Source organism: Bradyrhizobium daqingense (genome assembly GCF_021044685.1).
GTDB lineage: Bacteria > Pseudomonadota > Alphaproteobacteria > Rhizobiales > Xanthobacteraceae > Bradyrhizobium > Bradyrhizobium daqingense.
This window is the reverse complement of the sequence record NZ_CP088014.1, coordinates 1,690,265-1,710,635: the sequence shown is the minus strand read 5'-3', so window position 1 is coordinate 1,710,635 and position 20,371 is coordinate 1,690,265. Positions and strand designations below refer to the sequence as shown.

15 protein-coding genes are annotated in these 20,371 nt (G+C 64.7%); 8 read left to right on the top strand and 7 right to left on the bottom strand.

All coding sequences use genetic code 11. From position 1 onward, the window contains the following. Positions 1–3 precede the first annotated feature (3 nt). On the bottom strand, positions 4–1,320 hold the full coding sequence (locus tag LPJ38_RS07970) for a UDP-glucose dehydrogenase family protein (protein WP_145641918.1): 1,317 nt from the start codon (positions 1,318–1,320) through the stop codon (positions 4–6). 203 nt (positions 1,321–1,523) lie between these two features. Between LPJ38_RS07970 and LPJ38_RS07965 the strand changes: the two genes are divergently transcribed. The 3 genes from LPJ38_RS07965 to LPJ38_RS07955 all read left to right on the top strand — a co-directional run bounded on the left by LPJ38_RS07965 (position 1,524) and on the right by LPJ38_RS07955 (position 6,616). Next, the gene (locus LPJ38_RS07965; RefSeq protein ID WP_145641920.1) at positions 1,524–2,588 is read left to right on the top strand and encodes an acyltransferase family protein; all 1,065 of its coding nucleotides are present in this window, start codon (positions 1,524–1,526) and stop codon (positions 2,586–2,588) included. Between the two features lie 187 nt (positions 2,589–2,775). Then, positions 2,776–5,865, top strand: a complete 3,090-nt coding sequence (polA, locus tag LPJ38_RS07960; protein WP_145641921.1) for a DNA polymerase I — start codon at positions 2,776–2,778, stop codon at positions 5,863–5,865. Positions 5,866–5,980: 115 nt separating this feature from the next. Next, positions 5,981–6,616 (top strand): LysE family translocator, encoded by a 636-nt coding sequence (locus LPJ38_RS07955; RefSeq protein ID WP_145641923.1) that lies wholly within the window; start codon positions 5,981–5,983, stop codon positions 6,614–6,616. A 171-nt stretch (positions 6,617–6,787) separates the two neighbouring features. On the opposite strand, the gene LPJ38_RS07950 is transcribed toward LPJ38_RS07955, so the two are convergent. After that, on the bottom strand, positions 6,788–7,414 hold the full coding sequence (locus LPJ38_RS07950) for a glutathione S-transferase family protein (protein WP_145641925.1): 627 nt from the start codon (positions 7,412–7,414) through the stop codon (positions 6,788–6,790). A 175-nt stretch (positions 7,415–7,589) separates the two neighbouring features. On the opposite strand from LPJ38_RS07950, the gene pyrE reads away from it, so the two are divergent. Continuing rightward, the gene (gene pyrE / locus LPJ38_RS07945) at positions 7,590–8,153 is read left to right on the top strand and encodes an orotate phosphoribosyltransferase (protein WP_018647906.1); all 564 of its coding nucleotides are present in this window, start codon (positions 7,590–7,592) and stop codon (positions 8,151–8,153) included. A gap of 213 nt (positions 8,154–8,366) precedes the next feature. After that, positions 8,367–9,176: a DUF2865 domain-containing protein gene (locus LPJ38_RS07940; RefSeq protein WP_145641984.1), complete on the top strand. Its 810-nt coding sequence runs from the start codon at positions 8,367–8,369 to the stop codon at positions 9,174–9,176. Positions 9,177–9,307: 131 nt separating this feature from the next. Here LPJ38_RS07940 and LPJ38_RS07935 read toward each other — a convergent pair whose 3' ends face one another. Further along, positions 9,308–9,739, bottom strand: a complete 432-nt coding sequence (locus LPJ38_RS07935; protein WP_145641927.1) for a hypothetical protein — start codon at positions 9,737–9,739, stop codon at positions 9,308–9,310. 155 nt (positions 9,740–9,894) lie between these two features. Beyond that, positions 9,895–10,140, bottom strand: coding sequence for a hypothetical protein (locus LPJ38_RS07930; RefSeq protein WP_167520759.1), 246 nt, complete (start codon positions 10,138–10,140; stop codon positions 9,895–9,897). A 197-nt stretch (positions 10,141–10,337) separates the two neighbouring features. Between LPJ38_RS07930 and LPJ38_RS07925 the strand changes: the two genes are divergently transcribed. Then, entirely contained in the window at positions 10,338–12,854 is a 2,517-nt protein-coding gene (locus tag LPJ38_RS07925) for a glycogen/starch/alpha-glucan phosphorylase (protein WP_167520760.1), read from the top strand. Between the two features lie 233 nt (positions 12,855–13,087). Continuing rightward, positions 13,088–13,903, top strand: coding sequence for an acyl-CoA thioesterase (locus LPJ38_RS07920; RefSeq protein WP_145641933.1), 816 nt, complete (start codon positions 13,088–13,090; stop codon positions 13,901–13,903). Between the two features lie 174 nt (positions 13,904–14,077). Here the strand turns inward: LPJ38_RS07920 and LPJ38_RS07915 are convergent, their stop codons facing one another. The 3 genes from LPJ38_RS07915 to LPJ38_RS07905 form a co-directional block, all read right to left on the bottom strand. Continuing rightward, entirely contained in the window at positions 14,078–15,694 is a 1,617-nt protein-coding gene (locus LPJ38_RS07915; protein ID WP_145641935.1) for a phosphoenolpyruvate carboxykinase, read from the bottom strand. 288 nt (positions 15,695–15,982) lie between these two features. Then, positions 15,983–18,577 carry a CHAT domain-containing tetratricopeptide repeat protein gene (locus LPJ38_RS07910; RefSeq protein ID WP_145641937.1) on the bottom strand — a complete coding sequence of 865 codons (2,595 nt, stop codon included), beginning with the start codon at positions 18,575–18,577 and terminating at the stop codon, positions 15,983–15,985. A gap of 64 nt (positions 18,578–18,641) precedes the next feature. Beyond that, positions 18,642–19,391: a HugZ family pyridoxamine 5'-phosphate oxidase gene (locus tag LPJ38_RS07905; RefSeq protein WP_145641939.1), complete on the bottom strand. Its 750-nt coding sequence runs from the start codon at positions 19,389–19,391 to the stop codon at positions 18,642–18,644. 241 nt (positions 19,392–19,632) lie between these two features. Between LPJ38_RS07905 and LPJ38_RS07900 the strand changes: the two genes are divergently transcribed. After that, positions 19,633–20,334 (top strand): response regulator transcription factor, encoded by a 702-nt coding sequence (locus LPJ38_RS07900; RefSeq protein WP_008542552.1) that lies wholly within the window; start codon positions 19,633–19,635, stop codon positions 20,332–20,334. Positions 20,335–20,371 lie beyond the last annotated feature (37 nt).

Sequence of the window (20,371 nt, the reverse complement as noted above, 5' to 3'; positions counted from 1 at the left end):
CTATCAGCCCTGCCCCGTAGGCCGGCCGACGCTCTCATAGACGAAGCCGGCGGCTTCCATGTCCTCGGGACGGTAGATGTTGCGGAGATCCACGACGACAGGCTTTGCCATGGCCGTCTTCAGCCGATCGAGATCGAGCCCGCGGAACTGCACCCATTCGGTGACGATGACGAGCGCATCGGCATCTTGCGCGCAACTATAGGCGTCCTCGCAATAGGTGATGCTGGGCAACTCGCTTTTCGCCTGCTCCATGCCGACGGGATCGAACGCCTTCACGGTTGCACCCATGTCGATCAGGCCCGTCACCAGCGGGATCGATGGCGCATCACGCATGTCGTCGGTGTCGGGCTTGAAGGTGAGGCCGAGCACCGCGATGGTCTTGCCGCGCAGCGAACCGCCGAGCGCCTGGCTCACCTTGCGCGCCATCGCACGCTTGCGGTTCTCGTTGACCGCCAGCACGGCTTCGACGATGCGCAAGTTCACGTCGTAATCCTGCGCGATCTTGATCAGCGCCTTGGTGTCCTTTGGGAAGCACGAGCCGCCAAAGCCGGGACCGGCATGCAGGAACTTGGTGCCAATGCGGTTGTCCAGGCCAATGCCGCGCGCGACTTCCTGGACGTTGGCGCCGGCCTTTTCGGAGAGATCGGCGATCTCGTTGATGAAGGTGATCTTGGTCGCGAGGAACGCGTTGGCGGCGTATTTGATCATCTCGGCGGTGCGGCGCGCCGTGAACATCAGCGGCGCCTGGTTCAGCGACAGGGGGCGGTAAATATCGCCCATCACCTTGCGGCCGCGCTCGTCGGAGGTGCCGACCACGACGCGATCGGGGAACTTGAAGTCGCGGATCGCGGCGCCCTCGCGCAGGAATTCGGGGTTGGAGGCGACGACAACGTCCGCCTTGGGATTGGCCTCGCGGATGATGCGTTCGACCTCGTCGCCGGTGCCGACCGGCACGGTCGACTTCGTCACGACGACGGTGAAGCCTTGAAGCGATTGCGCGATCTCTTTCGCCGCAGCGTAGACATAGGACAGATCGGCGTGGCCATCGCCGCGGCGCGAGGGCGTCCCGACCGCGATGAACACGGCATCGGCATCCGCCACCGGCTTGGAGAGGTCGGTGGTGAAAGCGAGCCGCTTGGCTTTGACGTTGGTCGCGACCAGCTCTTCCAGCCCGGGCTCGTAGATCGGGATCTCGCCGCGATGGAGCGCCGCGATCTTCTTCTCGTCCTTGTCGACGCAGATGACGTCGTGACCGAAATCCGCAAAGCAGGCCCCGGACACCAGTCCCACATAGCCTGTGCCAATCATCGCAATGCGCATGAAAAATCCCGTTCCAGCATGGTTAACGAAAGCCCAATTCAGCTCAATTCGGTGCGGTGTAGCATTTTCCCGCGGTCATGGAACAGTCCGCATGCAAAAACCGGCCCGCGACTTGTACCGGTAAAGAAGTCGAAACCCCCTCGGCTCCAAACTGCCCCACGGCCACACAGGGAGGGGCGGAAGGCGCCTCGAAAAGGAACACCATGGCACGATCGGGCACAAAGGCCGGCGGCGGGCTCAAGGCCCCTTCTGCCGCGCGTATCGACTGGGTCGATTACGCCAAAGGCATCTGTATCGTCATGGTCGTGATGATGCATTCGGTGCTGGGGGTCGAGCTCGCCGCCGGTCAGACCGGTTTCATGCATGTCGCGGTGGCCTTTGCAAAGCCGTTCCGGATGCCGGACTTCTTCCTGATCTCGGGCCTGTTCCTGTCGCTGGTGATCGATCGGGACTGGCGCACCTATCTTGACCGCAAGGTGGTCCATTTCGCCTATTTCTATGTCGTCTGGGTGACAATCCAATTCGGCTTCAAGGCGCCGGCCTTCGCGGCGGAGACGGGCTGGCCTCGCGTTGGCTTGCTGTATCTGGAATCCTTCATCGAGCCGTTCGGCACGCTGTGGTTCATCTATCTGTTGCCGATCTTCTTTGTCGTCACAAAACTGACACGCAGAGTTCCGCCGCTCGCGATCTGGCTCCTCGCCGCCGCGCTGGAGACCGCGCGCATCACCACCGGCTGGACTGCCATCGACGAGTTCTGCTCGCGCTTCGTCTATTTTTATTCGGGCTATCTGTTCGCGCCTTACGTGTTCGCGCTGTCGGATCGCGCGCGCAACCACCCGGCGCTTGCGCTTGCAGCGCTTGCCACGTGGGCGCTGGTCAATGCCGGCCTCGTCGCCTGGGGCGCCAGCGAATGGGGAATCGTTTCCCTCGTGCTCGGCTTCGCTGGGGCCTGCGCCATCATCACCACGGGCACGCTGCTCGCGCGCGCGCAATGGCTCAACTTCCTCCGCTTCTGCGGTGAGCACTCGATCGTGATCTATCTCGCCTTCTTCCTGCCGATGGCGGCGACGCGCACGTTGCTGCTGCGCACCGGCATCATTGCCGACATCGGCACAGTGTCGCTGATGGTCACCATCGCCGGCGTGCTGGGCGCGCTCGCGATCTGGCAGGTGGCGCTGCGCCTCAACGCACGCTTCCTGTTCGAGCGGCCCGACGCGTTCTGGATCGCGCCGCGGAAGAGCGGGCCGATGTTGCAGGCAGCGGAGTAGTTCGCTGTCGTCGCCCGGCTTGACCGGGCGACCCAGTACGCCGAGACGTCAGTGATTGAGCCGGGAAGCCGCGGTGTACTGGATCCCCCGCTTTCGCGGGGAATGACAGTGGGGATAGTCGCGTAACCAGCCCAAAATTCGCGCCTCGAAGGCTGTCAAAGCCCGCAAAAATTCATACATTGCGGCCATGCCCAAAACCTCCCCGAAGACCACCGCCAAAGCCGACACCAAGGCCGCGCCCAAGGCAGCCGCCGACACCAAGTCTGTTGCCAAAGCCGCGACGACAGCTGCTGCCAAACCGGTTGCAGCGAAGGCGGCCGGCAAGGGCGATCATGTGTTCCTGGTCGACGGTTCCTCCTACATCTTCCGCGCCTATCACGCGCTGCCGCCGCTGAACCGCAAGTCCGACGGCCTCCAGGTCAATGCGGTGCTCGGTTTCTGCAACATGCTGTGGAAGCTGCTCCGCGACATGCCCGAGGACAACCGTCCGACGCATCTCGCCATCATCTTCGACAAGTCGGAGATCACCTTCCGCAACAAGATCTATCCCGACTACAAGGCGCACCGGCCGCCGGCGCCCGATGACCTCATCCCGCAATTCGCGCTGATCCGCGAGGCGGTCCGCGCCTTCGACCTGCCCTGCCTGGAACAGGTGGGATTCGAGGCCGACGATTTGATTGCGACCTATGTGCGGCAGGCTTGCGAGCGTGGCGCCAGCGCGACCATCGTGTCTTCCGACAAGGATTTGATGCAGCTCGTCACCGACTGCGTCACGATGTACGACACTATGAAGGACCGCCGCATCGGCATCCCCGAGGTGATCGAGAAATTCGGCGTGCCGCCGGAGAAGGTGGTCGAGGTGCAGGCGCTCGCGGGCGACTCCACCGACAACGTACCTGGCGTACCCGGCATCGGCATCAAGACCGCGGCGCAGCTGATCACCGAATATGGCGACCTCGATCAGTTGCTATTCCGCGCCGGCGAGATCAAGCAGCCCAAGCGACGCGAGGCGCTGCTGGAGAACGCCGAGAAGGCGCGGATCTCGCGGCAGCTCGTGCTGCTCGACGACAAGGTCGACCTCGAGGTGCCGCTGGACGACCTCGCGGTGCACGAGCCCGACGCGCGCAAGCTGGTCGCCTTCCTCAAGGCGATGGAGTTCACAACGTTGACGCGGCGCGTCGCCGACTATGCGCAGATCGATCCTGCCAATGTCGATGCCGACCCCGGCTATGCCAGCGGCGCCAGCGTGTTCTCGCCGCTGCCGCCCTCGGACGTCGTGCCCACGCCGGGCGACGCCACGCCGGCATCAGCCCGGCCGAACCAGCCCAGCACATCGGCGAGCAAGGAGGACAAGGCCGCAAGCCCGAAAGGCGCGCCGATCTCGCTCGCCGCCGCGCGCGAAGAGGCCTTGCGCAAGCTTCCCGTCGACCGAACCAAGTACCAGGCGATCAATACGCTGAAGGAGCTCGACGCCTTCATCGCGCGCATCCATGATGCCGGCCATGTCGCGATCGAGACGCGAGCGAACTCGATCGATCCGATGCAGGCCGATCTTTGCGGCATCGCGCTGGCGCTGGCGCCGAACGAGGCCTGCTATGTGCCGCTGGCGCACAAGCAGTCTGGCGGCGGCGCCGGCCTGTTCGATACGGGCCTCGTGCCCGATCAGGTCAAGCATGCGGATGCGATCGAAGCGCTGCGGCCGGTGCTGGAATCGACAGGCATTCTCAAGATCGGCTTCGACGTCAAGTTCACCGCCGTGATGCTGGCGCAGCACGGCATCACCCTGCGCAACACCGATGATGCGTTGCTGATCTCCTACGTGCTCGATGCGGGCCGCGGCTCCCACGCGATCGAATCGCTGTCCGAGCGCTGGTTCGGCCATGCCATGCTGAAGGAGAGCGAGCTGCTCGGCAGCGGCAAAGGCAAGATCACCTTCGACCAGCTGCCGATCGACAAGGCCGCGCCGCTGTCGGCGGAAGGCGCCGACATGGCCTTGCGCGTCTGGCGCGTGCTGAAGCCGCGCCTCGTCGCCGAGCACATGACCACGGTGTACGAGACGCTGGAGCGGCCGCTGGTGTCGGTGCTTGCCCGCATGGAGCGGCGCGGCATCTCGATCGACCGCCAGGTGCTGTCGCGCCTCTCCGGCGATTTCGCCCAGACCGCAGCGCGCGTCGAGGCCGAGATCCAGCAGATTGCCGGCGAGCCGGTCAATGTCGGCAGCCCCAAGCAGATCGGCGACATCCTGTTCGGCAAGATGGGACTGCCGGGCGGCACCAAGACGAAGACGGGCGCATGGTCGACCACCGCCCAGGTGCTCGATGAGCTCGCCGAGCAGGGCCACGACTTCCCGAAGAAGATCTTGGAGTGGCGCCAGGTCTCGAAGCTGAAATCGACCTACACCGACGCGCTGCCGACCTACGTCAATCCGCAGACCCATCGCGTCCACACGACTTACGCGCTGGCCGCGACCACTACGGGGCGGCTGTCGTCGAACGAGCCGAACTTGCAGAACATCCCGGTGCGCACCGAGGACGGCCGCAAGATCCGCCGCGCCTTCATCGCGACGCCGGGACACAAGCTGGTGTCGGCCGACTATTCTCAGATCGAGCTGCGGCTGCTCGCGGAGATCGCGGACATCCCCGTGCTGAAGCAGGCGTTCCGCGACGGGCTCGACATTCACGCCATGACGGCGTCGGAAATGTTCGGCGTGCCGATCAAGGGCATGCCGAGCGAGATCCGCCGCCGCGCCAAGGCGATCAATTTCGGCATCATCTACGGCATCTCCGCGTTTGGCCTCGCCAACCAGCTCGGCATCGCGCGCGAGGAGGCCTCGGCGTACATCAAGAAATATTTCGAGCGCTTCCCCGGCATCCGCGCCTATATGGACGAGACGCGCGATTTCTGCCGCAGCCACGGCTACGTCACCACGCTGTTCGGCCGGAAGATGCACTACCCCGACATCAAGGCCTCCAACGCCTCGGTGCGCGCCTTCAACGAGCGCGCTGCGATCAACGCCCGGCTCCAGGGCACCGCCGCCGACATCATCCGCCGTGCCATGACGCGCGTCGAGGACGCACTCGCCGAGAAGAAGCTGTCGGCGCAGATGCTGCTGCAAGTGCATGACGAATTGATCTTCGAGGTGCCGGACGCCGAGGTCGAGGCGACGCTGCCCGTCGTGCAACGCGTCATGCAGGACGCGCCATTCCCCGCCGTGCTGCTGTCGGTGCCGCTGCATGTCGACGCGCGCGCGGCGACGAACTGGGACGAGGCGCATTAGCCGCAAACACAGTGTCGTCCCGGCGCTTGGCCGCAATTGTCCTCCGAGCAATTGCGCGATGGCCCCGCAGCACCGCCCAGATTAGAACCAGTGCATCTTCCGCACCGGTTCGCCCATGCCCCATACCCCCACCCTGCTCGGCTTCGCCCTCGTCTGCCTCGGCCTCGTGCTCACGCCCGGGCCGAACATGATCTACCTGATCTCGCGCTCGATCACGCAGGGGCCGATAGCCGGCATCATCTCGCTCGGCGGCGTGGCGCTGGGCTTCGTGTTCTACATGCTGTGCGCGGCGTTCGGCATCACGGCGCTGCTGCTCGCCATTCCCTTTGCCGATGACGTGTTGCGCTTTGCCGGTGCGTTCTATCTGCTCTGGCTCGCCTGGCAGGCGGTGAAGCCGGGCGGGCGCTCGCCGTTCCAGGTGAGAAAGCTCGCGGTCGACAGTCCGCGCAAATTGTTCGCGATGGGCTTCGTCACCAACCTGCTCAACCCGAAGATCGCGATGTTGTATCTGGCACTGCTGCCGCAGTTCATCGATCCCACAGCCGGCAGCGTGCTGATGCAGTCGGTGGTGCTCGGGGCGATCCAGATCGCGATCAGCGTCAGCGTCAATGCCATGATCGCGCTCGCAGCCGGATCGATCGCGCTGTTCCTGGCGAGGCGGCCGAGCTGGATGCTGGTACAGCGCTGGCTGATGGGCACGGTGCTGGCCGGCCTCGCCGTGCGGATGGCAGTGGAAGCGAAGAAGGTGTAGCGGACGTCGCAAGCCGTGCGGCTCGTGTCCCGGACGCGCTGCAGCGCTCTTGCGCTGCTGCGCAGAGCCGGGACCCAGAGAGCTAAGGGCGATGTCGCAGAGGCATGGGCCCCGGCTCTGCAGCGCACCGCTTGCGCGCTGCGCTGCGTCCGGGGCACGAGAGCTCGATAACTAGTCCAGTTTCGCCTCCATGCCCCGCTTCACCGCCGGGCGGGCCATCAGCGCCTCATACCAGCGCTTGACGTTGGGGAAATCGGCGAGGTCCACCTTGTGGCGGGGGTGGCGCCAGGCCCAGCCGACGATGGCGAAATCGGCGACCGAGAGCTCGCCGGCGACGAAGTCGCGGCCCTCCAGCCGGCGGTCGAGCACGCCATAGAGTCGGCGCGTCTCGGCCATGTAGCGCTTCAGGCCATAGGCGCGGTCCTGCTCGTTCTCCAGCGCGATGAAATGGTGCACCTGGCCCGGCATCGGGCCGAAGCCGCCCATCTGCCACATCAGCCATTCGTAGACGGGAATGCGCTCCGACAGCGATTTCGGCAGGAACTTGCCGGTCTTTTCGCCGAGATAGAGCAGGATCGCGCCGGATTCGAAGATGCTGACCGGCTTACCGTCGGGCCCGTCGGGGTCGAGGATGGCGGGGATCTTGTTGTTGGGGGAGAGCTTGAGGAAATCAGGGGCCATCTGCTCGCCCTTGGTGATGTTCACCGGGATCACCTTGTAGGGCAGCCCCATCTCCTCCAGCGCGACCGAGATCTTGCGGCCGTTCGGCGTGTTCCAGGTGTGCAGTTCGATGGTCATGCCTTGTTTCCTTCCCCCTGACAGGTTCGGCCTTCACCTACTCCAGAAAGTTGCAGCCCCACAACCGCCGGCCCGGGATGGCCGATCCCTGTTGACGGGAGTTGCCCCCTCTGGAATGTCGCGTCCGTCGCGGATAAATTCCGCCTCCTCCAAAAACGCTGTTCGAGGGACCGCCGTGTCGAAATCAGCCTCCCGCGCCCGCCTGTTCGAAATCATCCGCCGGCGCTCCTTCGGCCGCGGCGAGGTGACGCTCGCGTCCGGCCGCAAGAGCGATTTCTACTTCAACCTCAAGCCGACCATGCTCGACCCCGAGGGTGCGACCCTGCTCGCCGAGCTGACCTATGAAGCGCTGAAGGACGACCAGCTCGATTTCATCGGCGGGCTCGAGATGGGCGCGGTGCCGCTGGCCGGCGCGCTGGCGCAGATCTCCTGGATCAAGGGCCATCCGATCGCGGCCTTCTTCGTGCGCAAGAAACCGAAGGAGCACGGCGCCAAGCTCGCGATCGAGGGCCTGCCCAAGGGCGAGACGCTGGCCGGCAAGCGCGTCGTGATCGTCGAGGACGTCACCACCACCGGCGGCTCGGCGATGAAGGCGGTGGAATCCGTGCGCGAGACCGGCGCCGAAGTCGTGCTGGTGCTGACCATGGTCGACCGCGAGGAAGGCGCCACCGACACGTTCGGTGCGGCCGGCCTGCCGTTCCGCTCGCTGTACAAGGCATCGGAATTCTTGAAGGCCTGAGGTAGCAAAACTCCTCCGCCGCCTCGCCCGGGTGTAGCCCGGAAGCAACCATCCGTCGAAAGCTGCGCCGGCCTTAAAGAGGTCACCGCCTCGACTTGAAACCGCCTCCGCGCAACGGCTCATTTACCATCCCACTTTATCGTGAATCATGTGCTGAGACCCGGGTGGTCCCAGCCGGTTCAGTAGCGTCGGGTGGAGTGAGCATTGCGTAACATGTGGTCCCATGCGCGGCGTCGCGCGAAACTTGTGGCCGCCATCCTTGCAGCTCCGCTGCTTGCGGCGCCGGCCCCAGTTTCGGCTGAAGGCTTGTTCGACTTCCTCTTCGGCGGGATGCAGCAGCAGCGTCCCCAGCGCGAGGTGCCGCAGCAGTCGAACTCCTATGTCGATCCCTTCACCGGGCAGCAGAATGCCGCAACGCCGCAATATGTGCCGCCGACCCGGGCGGCGGCAGCGGGCGGCTCCGGCCCGGCCTTCTGCGTGCGCAGCTGCGACGGCAAGTATTTTCCATTGATGCGCGGCCTCGTCTCGCCGGCGCAGATGTGCCAGGCCTTCTGTCCTGCCAGCACGACCAAGGTCTATTTCGGTTCCTCGATCGAGGGCGCCTATTCGCAGACCGGCGAGCGCTATACTGACAGCGAGAACGCCTTCGCCTATCGCAAGGCGTTGCGCGCGGACTGCACCTGCAACGGCCGCGAGCCGGTCGGCCTCGCCCCGGTCGACCTCGCGCTGGATGCCTCGCTGAAGGCCGGCGATGTGATTGCCACCAGCGACGGCCTCGTCGCCTACACCGGCATTCGCGTCGGCAACGACCAGGCTGCGGATTTCACTCCAGTTGCCTCCTATCCAGGCCTCACCGCACAGGTCCGTGCGCGGCTCGGCGAGATGAAGGTGGCGCCGGTGCGCGCCGAGACGGTCTCGGCGGATGCCCCCGCCGCGGCCGAGATCGTGCGCGAGCCGCTGCCCGACGTGACGGTGCCGAAGACCAATGCGCAGAAGCCGGCGAAGCGGGCGGGGTTGGAATGATCTGATGCCCCGGACGCGCTGCAGCGTGCAACGCTGCTGCGCAGAGCCGGGACCCTGTATGCCGCGAGATAGGCCCCGGTTCAGCAGCGCATCACTGACGTGCTGCGCAGCGCCCGGGGCACACAGCGCGACTACCTCCCGATGATCACACCAATCACGTTCGGTGCCGCCAGATATTTCTCCTCGATCGCCGCGCGCGCCGCGGCGCGGTTCTCCGGCGTCAACAGGCCGCGCTTCTCTGCCAGGATCATCCAGCAGAAGCCCCACCAATCTGTCAGCATGCCAGTCTCGTCGACGAGGTCATAGCCCTGCTCGGCCGCGAAGATGCGCGCATGCGCCTCGTCCAGCGTGTCGAGAAACAGATGGTCGTCGGTCAAGAACAGCTCGTCGCTGACGTCGTCGATGGTGTAGCCCCAGATCGACTGGCACACCGCGTTGAACTCGCGGTCGAATTGGTCGTCGTCGATCCGCTGCCGCCGCGCGGCCCGATGCAGACGCGACAGCGACCGGGCGAAATCGGCGATCCGGGTGAGGGCAAACTGATCGAAGGCAATGGTGGACATGTAGTCCTCGCGAAGTCTGACGGACGCTAGATGTTGTGTCGGCGCAATACCGAATCACAATGATATATCAAAGACTTGCTAAAGTGTTCTTAATTTGTTCTGAGGCGACAACGCCCTGAGCAAGGCCGAGCGCCGGTGATGGAGGCTTGCCGCCCTCACCTCGCTGCCGACATCAGCTTGTCTCCGCACGCGCTCGCATAGAACTTGCCGCCGCATTGGCGCTTGATGGCCGCGCAGCGGGCTGTGGGCGATGCGTTCGGCGGGACGGTGAAGCCGCAGCTGAGACCGTCGGCGCTGCGACCGGGCTTGCCGGCGGCAAGAGCTGCGCTGGAGGCGCCGATGCAGACGACGAGCAGGGTCGCAGTGGCGATTTCGAGCAGCAGTCTCATCAGAGGTCTCATGGCGGTTCCTCCACAGTGATGGCTGAATTGTCCGCCATTCTAGCAGCAAATCAGCGTTTCTCCGTGCTCACCCGGGTTCCCAAACCGGCCCGGTCCTTGCATAAATTTGCGCCAGTGCCGGGCCGCGCCCGTGACGGCTCCGGTGCAGGAGCAAGGCGCGTAGGGTTCAGTGTTCAGTCGACCAGGAAGTGAAGGCCTTGCAAGATCAATCTTTCCAGCCAAATTTTCCCGCCCCCGGCCAGCCCGTCGACGAGCTCGCGCTGACCGAGATCAAGGGCGCGATCCTGGCGAAGCTGCGCCTTGCCATCGGCAAGGACGCGGGCATGGCGACCAAGCACGACTGGTACCAGGCCGCGGCGCTCGCGCTGCGCGACCGCATCGTGCATCGCTGGCTCACCGCCGAGAAGCACAGCTACGACGCGGGTCGCAAGCGCGTCTATTATCTCTCACTCGAATTTTTGATCGGCCGCCTCTTCACCGACGCGCTCAACAACATGGGCCTGCTCAAGATCTTCGAGGTCGCGCTCGGCGATCTCGGCGTGTCGCTGCCCGAACTGCGAAAATGCGAGCCCGACGCAGCCCTCGGCAATGGCGGCCTCGGCCGCCTCGCGGCCTGCTTCATGGAGAGCATGGCAACGCTGTCGATCCCCGCGATCGGCTACGGCATCCGCTACGATTACGGCCTGTTTCGCCAGATCATCAATCAGGGCTGGCAGCAGGAATATCCCGACGAATGGCTGAGCTTCGGCAACCCCTGGGAATTGCAGCGGCCGGAGGTGATCTATCACGTCCATTTCGGCGGCAGCGTCGAGCATGTCGACGACAAGGGCCGCGACCGCGCGATCTGGCATCCCGACGAGACCGTGCAGGCGATCGCCTATGACACGCCGATCGTCGGCTGGCGCGGCCAGCACGTCAACGCGCTCCGCCTGTGGTCGGCGCGCTCGCCCGATCCGTTGAAGCTCGACGCCTTCAACAAGGGCGATTATGTCAGCGCCAGCGCGGAGCAGTCACGCGCGGAAGCGATCTGCAAATTCCTCTATCCGAACGACGAGAGCCCGGCGGGCCGCGAGCTGCGGCTGCGCCAGGAATACTTCTTCGTCTCCGCCTCGCTCCAGGACCTCGTCAATCGCCACCTGAGCTCCGACGGCCAGCTCCGCAGCCTCGCGATGAAGGTCGCGGTGCAGCTCAACGACACCCATCCGAGCCTCGCCGTCACCGAGCTGATGCGGATCCTCGTCGACCTCCACAATTTCCGCTGGGACGAGGCCTGGAAGATCACGGTCGCCACGCTCTCCTACACCAACCACACGCTGCTGCCCGAAGCGCTGGAGACCTGGCCGGTCGAGCTGTTCGAGCGGCTGCTGCCGCGGCACCTCGAGATCATCTACCGCATCAACGTGCAGCATCTGGCGCTCGCGGAGGCGCGCTGCCCCGGCGACATCGACTTCCGTGCCTCGGTCTCGTTGATCGACGAGAAGAGCGGCCGCCGCGTGCGCATGGGCCAGCTCGCCTTCGTCGGCTCGCACCGCATCAACGGCGTCTCGGCGATGCATTCCGACCTGATGCGCGAGACCGTGTTCCACGACCTCAACCATCTCTATCCCGGACGCATCACCAACAAGACCAACGGCATCACCTTCCGCCGCTGGCTGATGCTGGCGAACCCGAAGCTGACCGACCTCTTGCGCGAGACCTGCGGCGAGGCCGTGCTCGACGATCCCACCCAGCTCAGCCTGATCGAGGCGCGCGCCAGCGACGTCGAATTCCAGAAGAATTTCCGTGCCGTCAAGCACGCCAACAAGGCGGCGCTGGCGCGGCTGATCGGCGAGCGGCTCGGCATCAAGGTCGACCCGAACGCGCTGTTCGACGTGCAGATCAAGCGCATCCACGAATACAAGCGCCAGCTGCTCAACGTCATCGAGACGGTCGCGCTGTATCAGGCGATCAAGGACGATCCCAACGGCAATTGGGTGCCGCGGGTGAAGATCTTCGCCGGCAAGGCGGCGGCGAGCTATCGCTATGCCAAGCTGATCATCAAGCTGATCAACGACGTCGCCGACATCGTCAACAACGACCCCGCGATCGACGGCAAGCTGAAGGTCGCCTTCCTGCCCGACTACAATGTCAGCCTCGCCGAAGTGATCATTCCCGCGGCCGATCTGTCCGAGCAGATCTCGACAGCCGGCATGGAAGCCTCCGGCACCGGCAACATGAAGCTGGCCCTGAACGGCGCCATCACCATCGGCACGCTCGACGGCGCCAATATCGAGATCCGCGACCATGTCGGGCCCGAGAACATCGCGATCTTCGGCCTAGAGGCCGGCGACGTCATGATCCGGCGCAAGCAGGGGCTGGATGCCTCCGACATCATCCGGAATTCGCCGAAGCTCCAGCGCGCCATCAATGCGATCGGGACCGGCGAGTTCTCGCCCGGCGACCCCGGTCGTTTCGAGTCCATCGCGCACGCGCTGCGCTATCTCGACCATTACATGGTCAGCGCCGATTTCGATTCCTATTACGAGGCGCAGCGCGCGGTCGACGCGCGCTGGCTGGTGTCGCCGGCCTGGACGCGCGCCTCCATCCTCAACGTCGCGCGCATGGCGTGGTTCTGCTCGGACCGCACCATCCGCGAATACGCCGAGGAGATCTGGAACGTGCCGGTCAATCCGACGACCCCGCTGCTGCCGAATTTGCGCGACGTCGCGGGCTGATTTTCCGCGGCGTGGAAGCGTCGTTACCTGCAAGGTTATTGCGTGACGTAAGGCGGATGATGATATGATTATCATCATCCCCAAAGTGGCGGCGGTGACGCGACGCCGCAACCTCAACCACCGTCATTGCGAGCGCAGCGAAGCAATCCAGAATCTTTCCGTCGAGACAGCCTGGATTGCTTCGGCGCAAGGGCTCCTCGCAATGACGGCCGGGGAGGCATCGAGGACCACCAATGCACGCCAAGCTCCCCCACCCCTTCGACGATGCCACCCGCATCACCGCCGGTGACTCCAGCTGGCAGGGGCACACCAGCGACGATTACTGGGCCTTCGTCGGTCCGTTCGGCGGCGCCACCGCCGCGACGATTCTGCGCGCGCTGATCGACCATCCCGAACGCGCCGGCGATCCGCTCGCGCTCACCGTCAATTACTGCGCGCCGATCGCCAAGGGTCCGTTCGATCTCGACCTGCGCCTGGTGAAGGCCAACCGCTCCAGCCAGCATTGGAGCGTCGAGCTCAGCCAGGGCGGCGGCGAAGTCGCAACGCTCGCCACCGCCGTGTTCGCCGAGCGCCGGCCGTCCTGGGAGCACAGGGTGGCGAAATGCCCGGACGCCAAGCCGTTCGAGCAGACGCTGCCGTTCCCGAAGATCTCGGCGTCCTGGGCCAATCAGTACGAATTCCGCTTCGTCGAGGGCGAGATGCGCATCGGCCCGCCGCAGGCCGAGTCCGCCAGCACCTATTCCAAGATCTGGATCTGCGACCGCACACCGCGCAAGCTCGACATGCTGTCGCTGATGTCGATGTCGGATGCCTTCTTCGGCCGCATCTTCCATGCGCGCCGCGAGCTGGTGCCTTTCGGCACGGTGTCGCTGACGACCTATTTCCACACGACCGGCGAGGATCTCGCGGCTGAAGACATCACGCGCGTGCTGGCGACGGCGGACGCGAAGATCTTCCACAGGAGCTATGGCGACCAGAACGGCGAGCTGTGGTCCCCGAACGGGCGACTGCTCGCGACCACGACGCAAATCGCTTACTTCAAGGCGTAGCTGCTTCCACAAAAATCGTCATTGCGAGGAGCGCAGCGACGAAGCAATCCAGAGTCCATCCCCAGAGGCAGTCTGGATTGCTTCGCTGCGCTCGCAATGACGAGCGGAGAGATCTCGCCGCAAACAAAAAGGGCGGCTTCTCGGCCGCCCTCTCGTATTTCAACCGCTGCGACCTTATTCCGCCGCGAGCTTCACGTCCGGCGCAGCCGCGCGAACCTCTGCATCCACTTGCGCTTCGAACTTGGCGAAGTTCTTCTGGAACATGCCGACCAGCGCACGGGCGGTCTTGTCGAACTCGTCCTTGTCCTTCCAGGTGTTGACCGGGTTGAGGATCTCGTGAGGCACGCCCGGCAGCGCGGTCGGGACCGCGAAGCCGAAATATTTGTCGGTGCGGAATTCGACGTTGCGGAGCGAGCCGTCGAGCGCGGCGGTGAGCAGCGCGCGCGTCACCTTGATCGGCATGCGGTTGCCTGTGCCGTACTTGCCGCCGGTCCAGCCGGTGTTGACCAGCCAGCAATCGACATTGTGCTGAGCGATGAGGTCGCGCAGCATGTTGCCGTAAACGCTGGGATCGAGCGGCAGGAAGGGCGAGCCGAAGCAGGTCGAGAATTCCGGCTGCGGCTCGTTGCCGAGACCGCGCTCGGTGCCCGCGACCTTGGCGGTGTAGCCGGAGAGGAAGTGATACATCGCCTGCGCCGGCGTGAGCTTGGCGATCGGCGGCAGCACGCCGAAGGCGTCGGCCGCGAGCATCACCACGTTCTTCGGCTGCGGCGCGCGGCCGGTGCGCGATGCGTTCGGGATGAAGTCGAGCGGATAGGCCGAGCGCGTATTCTCGGTCTTGGAGCCGTCGTCGAAATCGACCACGCGGGTGTCGTCGTCGAGCACGCAGTTCTCGAGCACCGCGCCGAAGCGGGTCGAGGCCGCATAGATCTCGGGCTCGGCTTCCTGCGACAGCTTGATGCACTTGGCATAGCAGCCGCCTTCGAAATTGAAGACGCCGTTCGGACCCCAGCCGTGCTCGTCGTCACCGATCAGCGTGCGGTTGGGATCGGCCGACAGCGTGGTCTTGCCGGTGCCCGACAGCCCGAAGAAGATCGCGGTATCGCCCTTGGCGCCGACATTGGCCGAGCAGTGCATCGGCATCACGCCGCGCTCGGGCAGATAGTAGTTCAGCGTGGTGAAGACCGACTTCTTCATCTCCCCGGCATAATAAGACCCGCCGATCAGGACAATCTTGCGGGCGAAATCGATCGCGACGACGTTCTCCGAACGGCAGCCGTGACGTTTAGGATCGGCGCGGAAGCTCGGCATGTCGATGATGGTGAGCTCCGGCACGAAGGTCGACAGCTCGATCGCTTCGGGACGGATCAACAGCGTGCGGATGAACAGCGAGTGCCAGGCGAGTTCGGTGAAGACGCGCGTCTTGATCCGGTAGGCCGGATCGGCGCCGCCATAGAGATCCTGCGCAAACAGGCGCTTGCCTTCGGCATGCTTGAGGAAATCCTGGTAGAGCGTCTCGAACTGCTCTGCGGTGATCGACTGGTTACCGGCCCACCACATCTTCTTGTCGGTGGTGGCGTCGCGCACCGTGAACTTGTCCTTCGGGCTGCGACCGGTGAACTCGCCGGTGTCGGCGCAGAGCGCGCCGTCGGCGGACAGCACCGCCTCACCCGCCGAGAGCGAGTATTGATAGAGTTGCGGCGCACCGAGGTTCCAGTGAACCTGCTTGAGGTTCTTTAAGCCGAATTTGTCGGCGCCGAAGGCACCGTTGCGCACGCCCGTCTCTTGCACGAAAAAATCCTCCTAGAACCCGCGACACCCAGCGCGACCAAGTTTGGACGCCATCGCGGTCACCGTGAATAATAGGCCGTTCCGGCCTCGGCTGGAACGACCTAATACTGATGAACGCTGGCGTTGCCAAGCTGATCCCGTAGGATTTGGTTTATTCAAAGACCGCGCCAAACGTCGCGCATGTCAGCTCTGAGCGGAGGCATCAAAAAAGCGCGAATGATCGCGCAACCAAAGGCGCATTGGCGCGTTACTTCCGGTTATTGCGACGCACAATTCCCGCTCGGCTTCTTATCTTACCTCACCTTCACCAACGAGTGCGAACGGTCCCCACATCGCGGGATAGGCGTTGCGCGGTGACGAGGCGTCGTCGAGATAGGTCAACATCGCGCGGCGCAAGGCTTCGGCGCGACCGATCTTCGGCTCGTTCTTGAGCAGATCGAATGTCGACGTGGTCAGGCGCGTGGCAGCTTCCGAATCCACCGCCCAATGCGAGACCAGCAATGCACGGGCACCGGCATAGAAGAATGAGCGCGCCAATCCGGACAGGGCTTCGGCGCCGGGCTTGTCGCCCGCGATGGTGTTGCAGGCCGACAGCACCACCCAATCCGCATTGAGCTTGAGCTGGGCGACTTCGCTCGCGGTGAGAAGGCCGTCGTCGAGGTCCGATGGCCGGTCGGGAATGGAGAGCGCAAGCGATGGCTCGCCCAGTCCCTTGATGTCTCCGGCGACGAGGCCGTGGGTGGCAAAGTAGATGATGCCGTATTGAGCAAGCGCTGCACGCTTGAGCGTCGTTTCGCTGGCATCGCGGCCGAGATGGATGTCGGCCTCGGAAGCGCCGACATCCCTTGCCACCGCGGTCAGCTCGTCCGCAGTATCCGGCAGTTGCGGCAGCGCCTGCGCCAACCTTGCGCGATCGACACCGGCGCCGCGCCAGAAATCGGTATAGGCGGCGGTGGCTATGCTGCGCGCCGCGACCTTGCCGCTTGCCGCGCGACGCTCGGCCGGCCCTTCTGCAGGGTTGAACACGGGATCGCCGAAACCCGTCATCGGCTTGACGCCGTGATCCCTGCGCGCAAAGGCACGCAGCGATTTCAGGCTGATCACCGAGGGCAGCACCGAGACGGCCTGACGCCGCAACAGCCAGGCGGCACTTCGATAACCTTCGAGCCTGTCCGGAATCGCAGCCTGTGGCTTCTCCGTGACCAACAGATGAAACGGCAACGCGGTCAGCGCCGCCGACGGCACGACCAGCAGATTGCGCTTGTCCTTCGTCAGCGCCTCGACCGGGCCGAGCAGCGCGGCATAGAGCTCGTTCGCGAGTCCGAGGTCGAACAACCCGGCCTTGCCGGACGCATCGCGCGCCTTGCCGACATCGAGCCCCTTGCGGAATGCTGCAACCTTCTGTGTCAGCGCATCCGCTCCGAGCGGAATCTCCTTCCAATCGACGCCCTCGCGCGCGATCGCGATGACGTAACTCTGCTTGTCGACGACGGCATAGACCACCATCGCCTCGTCGGCCGACAGCAAGGACTGAATGTCCCTGGCCGCCAGCGGCAGCGGGTTGGAGAGCGAGGCATAGTCGGGAAACTCGACGGCGAGCGTCTTCTGCAATCCGCGGCGCTCGTTCGCGATCGCGGCGATCCGCGCGCGGCTGCGCTGCTCGGCGCTCAAATCGCGCTGGGCAGACGGTTTGGACACTGCGGCGATGATCGCCTTGTCGAGCGCTTCGGACTCGAATGCGAGATCCTGATCCCTGCGCACGAGCTCGGCGAGCCGGTCGCTGCCGGCGGCGAGCCGCACCGCGAGCTTGTTCACGGCGGAGGCGGCGGAGGACTTCGTGCCGCGCTGGATCGCCGCGAGCGCCTCGTCCAGCGCCTTGTCGTCAGGCAGAAGATGCTGCTGCCGCGCGGAAAACAGGATCGGCAGCACGACGCGCAACTGCGCCCGATTATTGGCGAGTGTCTTCTCTGCTAGCGGCAAGGCGTCGGCAGTCCGTCCGGTGACCTGGAGGAAGGAGGCAAAATTGCTGGTCGAGATCGCAACGTCGGGGTGATCGGCGCCGAAGGCGCGCTCGCGGATCGCGAGCGCGCGCCGATACAGCGGCTCGGCCTCGGCATGGCGCTGCTGGTGCTGATAGAGGCCCGCAAGATTGTTGAGCGAGCGGGCGACATCGGGATGATCCGGCCCCAACACTTTCTCGCGGATCGCGAGCGAGCGCCTGATCGGCGCTTCAGCCTCGGCATGGCGATTGAGGTCGCGGTCGACCTGGCCGATGTTGTTGAGGACCGTCGCGACCGCGGGATGCTCGGGACCTGCAACCTTCTGGTAGATCGCAAGCGCCCGCCGGAACAGCGGTTCGGCCTCGGCAAAATGCTCTTGCTTGACGTAGAGCGTGGCCAGATTGTTCAGGGCCTGACCGACGTCGGGATGTTCACGCGACAGGCTCTTTTCGCGCACGGCGAGCGCGCGCTTGAACAGCGGCTCGGCCTCGGCGAAACGGCCCTGCCGCTGATACAGCGCGGCGAGATTGGTCAGCTCGGTCGCAACCAAAGGCGTGTCGAGGCCGACCGACCTCTCCATCAAGGCAATCGCGCGCTTGTAGATCGGCTCGGCCAGATCGTCGCGGCCCAGGCCGGCATGAACCTGTCCGAGATTATTGAGCGCGGCGGCGAGATCGCGGCCGTTGTCGCTCTTCTCCAGGCTCGCCACCATCGCCTGGGCGAGCGGCAGTGCTTCCGAATATCGGCCGGCCTTGCTGAGCTCGTTGATCCGCGCGCCCTGCGCCGCAAGGCTGCCCTGCTGGGCAAGAGCGGCCGTCGGCATGCAGGCACTCGCGGCGAGAGCGAGCGCTGCGATCACCGCCAGTCGATTCCATCTTGCCATGAACACTCGCGCTGCCGCCGCCGGATCGATCACGGAGTTGGGTCGCCCCGACCGGCGGCAGCGTTCAAAGCCTTGCGCCCTGGTCCATCTTCTTGCGCGCCTCGCCAGCAAGGCGGACCAGCATCTTGCGCAGCGACGTGCCGTCCGTCACTCGCTCCGGGAAGTCCAGCCGCAACGCGGCCTGATCCAGCTGCATGTCGAGGCCTTCCGGATCGCAGCCGGTGCACCGCCAGTCGCCCGCGGCCGCGCCAAGAAGCTGCGTCGCATAGAGGCTCATGGCGTCGCGGTGGTCGGCATTCATGTGCTCCACGGCCCCCTCCTCTGCCGCCAGCAGGTCCTCTGCGCCGGTGAGGTCCGTGAGGAACTGCTCGGGCTTGAGATCGACGATGCGGCCGAAGCCGGCGACCAGATGGGTTCCCGTGGGCTGGATCCGGAAAAAGGAGAAATCCTTAAATGACACAAAGCCTTCCGCCGACGGATGGGCATTGAGATACCGTCGCTTGAGCAGATCCTTATCGGCCTCGGCCTGCTCCGCCCGGCCGGACAGCATGATCCGCGCCCCTTCCAGGGGATCGCCGGCGGCCCGCTCGTCCAGCATCAGGGAGACCCGGCTGTCCGCCAGGATGTTCCTGGTGTGCACGGCAAGGCCCGAGATCAGCAGGATCGGCGAGCCGTCAGGATGGCTGGCCAGATTGACCAGGGAACAATAGGGATCACCGCTGCCGGCCATCAGGGTGGCCAAGGCCCCCTGCCGCGAGCGCCTCAGCAGCGATTTGGCGAGCTTTCCGGGGTCGAAATCGGCGGTCGGTTGCATCGGCTTTCTCAGGTCAGGTGGTTGCAAGGGGGGCCTTTTTTCGGGTAAACGGGGACCAGATTATGGGTCGAGACGCGGCGAATCTGCCGTGTTTCGTGGAACTTGGTCACACTTCAGCCCAGCTTGCATTGCTCGGTAACCAAGTTTGAACGCCACTTCGGCACCCATTGTATGCGGCGCATCACTGGATTGCTCGCCGTTTCAAGCCACGACCCAAACGGAAAGCAGAAAGCAGAGGCTCATGCCCACAATCGCTTTGGTCGACGACGACCGCAACATTCTCACATCCGTCTCGATCGCGCTGGAAGCCGAAGGCTACCGCATCATGACCTACACCGACGGCGCCTCCGCGCTTGACGGTTTCCGCACCACCCAACCCGACCTCGCCATCCTCGACATCAAGATGCCGCGCATGGACGGCATGGAAACGCTGCGCCGCCTCCGGCAGAAGTCCGACCTGCCGGTGATCTTCCTGACCTCCAAGGATGAGGAGATCGACGAGCTGTTCGGCCTCAAGATGGGCGCCGACGACTTCATTCGCAAACCGTTCTCGCAACGCCTGCTGGTCGAGCGCGTCAAGGCCGTGCTGCGCCGCTCGGCACCGAAGGACCCGACGGTCGCACCGAAGGAGAACGACGCCAAGGCGCTCGACCGCGGCCTTCTGCGTATGGATCCGGAACGGCATACCTGCACCTGGAAGAACGAGCCGGTGACGCTCACCGTCACCGAATTCCTGATCCTGCAGGCGCTGGCGACCCGGCCCGGCGTGGTGAAGAGCCGCAACGCGCTGATGGACGCCGCCTATGACGACCAGGTCTATGTCGACGACCGCACCATCGACAGCCACATCAAGCGGCTGCGCAAGAAGTTCAAGGTGGTCGACAACGAGTTCGAGATGATCGAGACGCTCTACGGCGTCGGCTACCGTTTCAAGGAAGCCTGAGGCGGCAGGCAGCTTCACGAACGACTGAGTGCATCGC

What these genes read in the sequence shown, in the direction of transcription:
- LPJ38_RS07970 (WP_145641918.1), bottom strand. Translation starts at nt 1,320, where the DNA reads ATGCGCATTGCGATGATTGGCACAGGCTATGTGGGACTGGTGTCCGGG.
- LPJ38_RS07965 (WP_145641920.1), top strand. Translation starts at nt 1,524, where the DNA reads ATGGCACGATCGGGCACAAAGGCCGGCGGCGGGCTCAAGGCCCCTTCT.
- polA (WP_145641921.1), top strand. Translation starts at nt 2,776, where the DNA reads ATGCCCAAAACCTCCCCGAAGACCACCGCCAAAGCCGACACCAAGGCC.
- LPJ38_RS07955 (WP_145641923.1), top strand. Translation starts at nt 5,981, where the DNA reads ATGCCCCATACCCCCACCCTGCTCGGCTTCGCCCTCGTCTGCCTCGGC.
- LPJ38_RS07950 (WP_145641925.1), bottom strand. Translation starts at nt 7,414, where the DNA reads ATGACCATCGAACTGCACACCTGGAACACGCCGAACGGCCGCAAGATC.
- LPJ38_RS07940 (WP_145641984.1), top strand. Translation starts at nt 8,367, where the DNA reads ATGTGGTCCCATGCGCGGCGTCGCGCGAAACTTGTGGCCGCCATCCTT.
- LPJ38_RS07935 (WP_145641927.1), bottom strand. Translation starts at nt 9,739, where the DNA reads ATGTCCACCATTGCCTTCGATCAGTTTGCCCTCACCCGGATCGCCGAT.
- LPJ38_RS07930 (WP_167520759.1), bottom strand. Translation starts at nt 10,140, where the DNA reads ATGAGACCTCTGATGAGACTGCTGCTCGAAATCGCCACTGCGACCCTG.
- LPJ38_RS07920 (WP_145641933.1), top strand. Translation starts at nt 13,088, where the DNA reads ATGCACGCCAAGCTCCCCCACCCCTTCGACGATGCCACCCGCATCACC.
- LPJ38_RS07910 (WP_145641937.1), bottom strand. Translation starts at nt 18,577, where the DNA reads ATGGCAAGATGGAATCGACTGGCGGTGATCGCAGCGCTCGCTCTCGCC.
- LPJ38_RS07905 (WP_145641939.1), bottom strand. Translation starts at nt 19,391, where the DNA reads ATGCAACCGACCGCCGATTTCGACCCCGGAAAGCTCGCCAAATCGCTG.
- LPJ38_RS07900 (WP_008542552.1), top strand. Translation starts at nt 19,633, where the DNA reads ATGCCCACAATCGCTTTGGTCGACGACGACCGCAACATTCTCACATCC.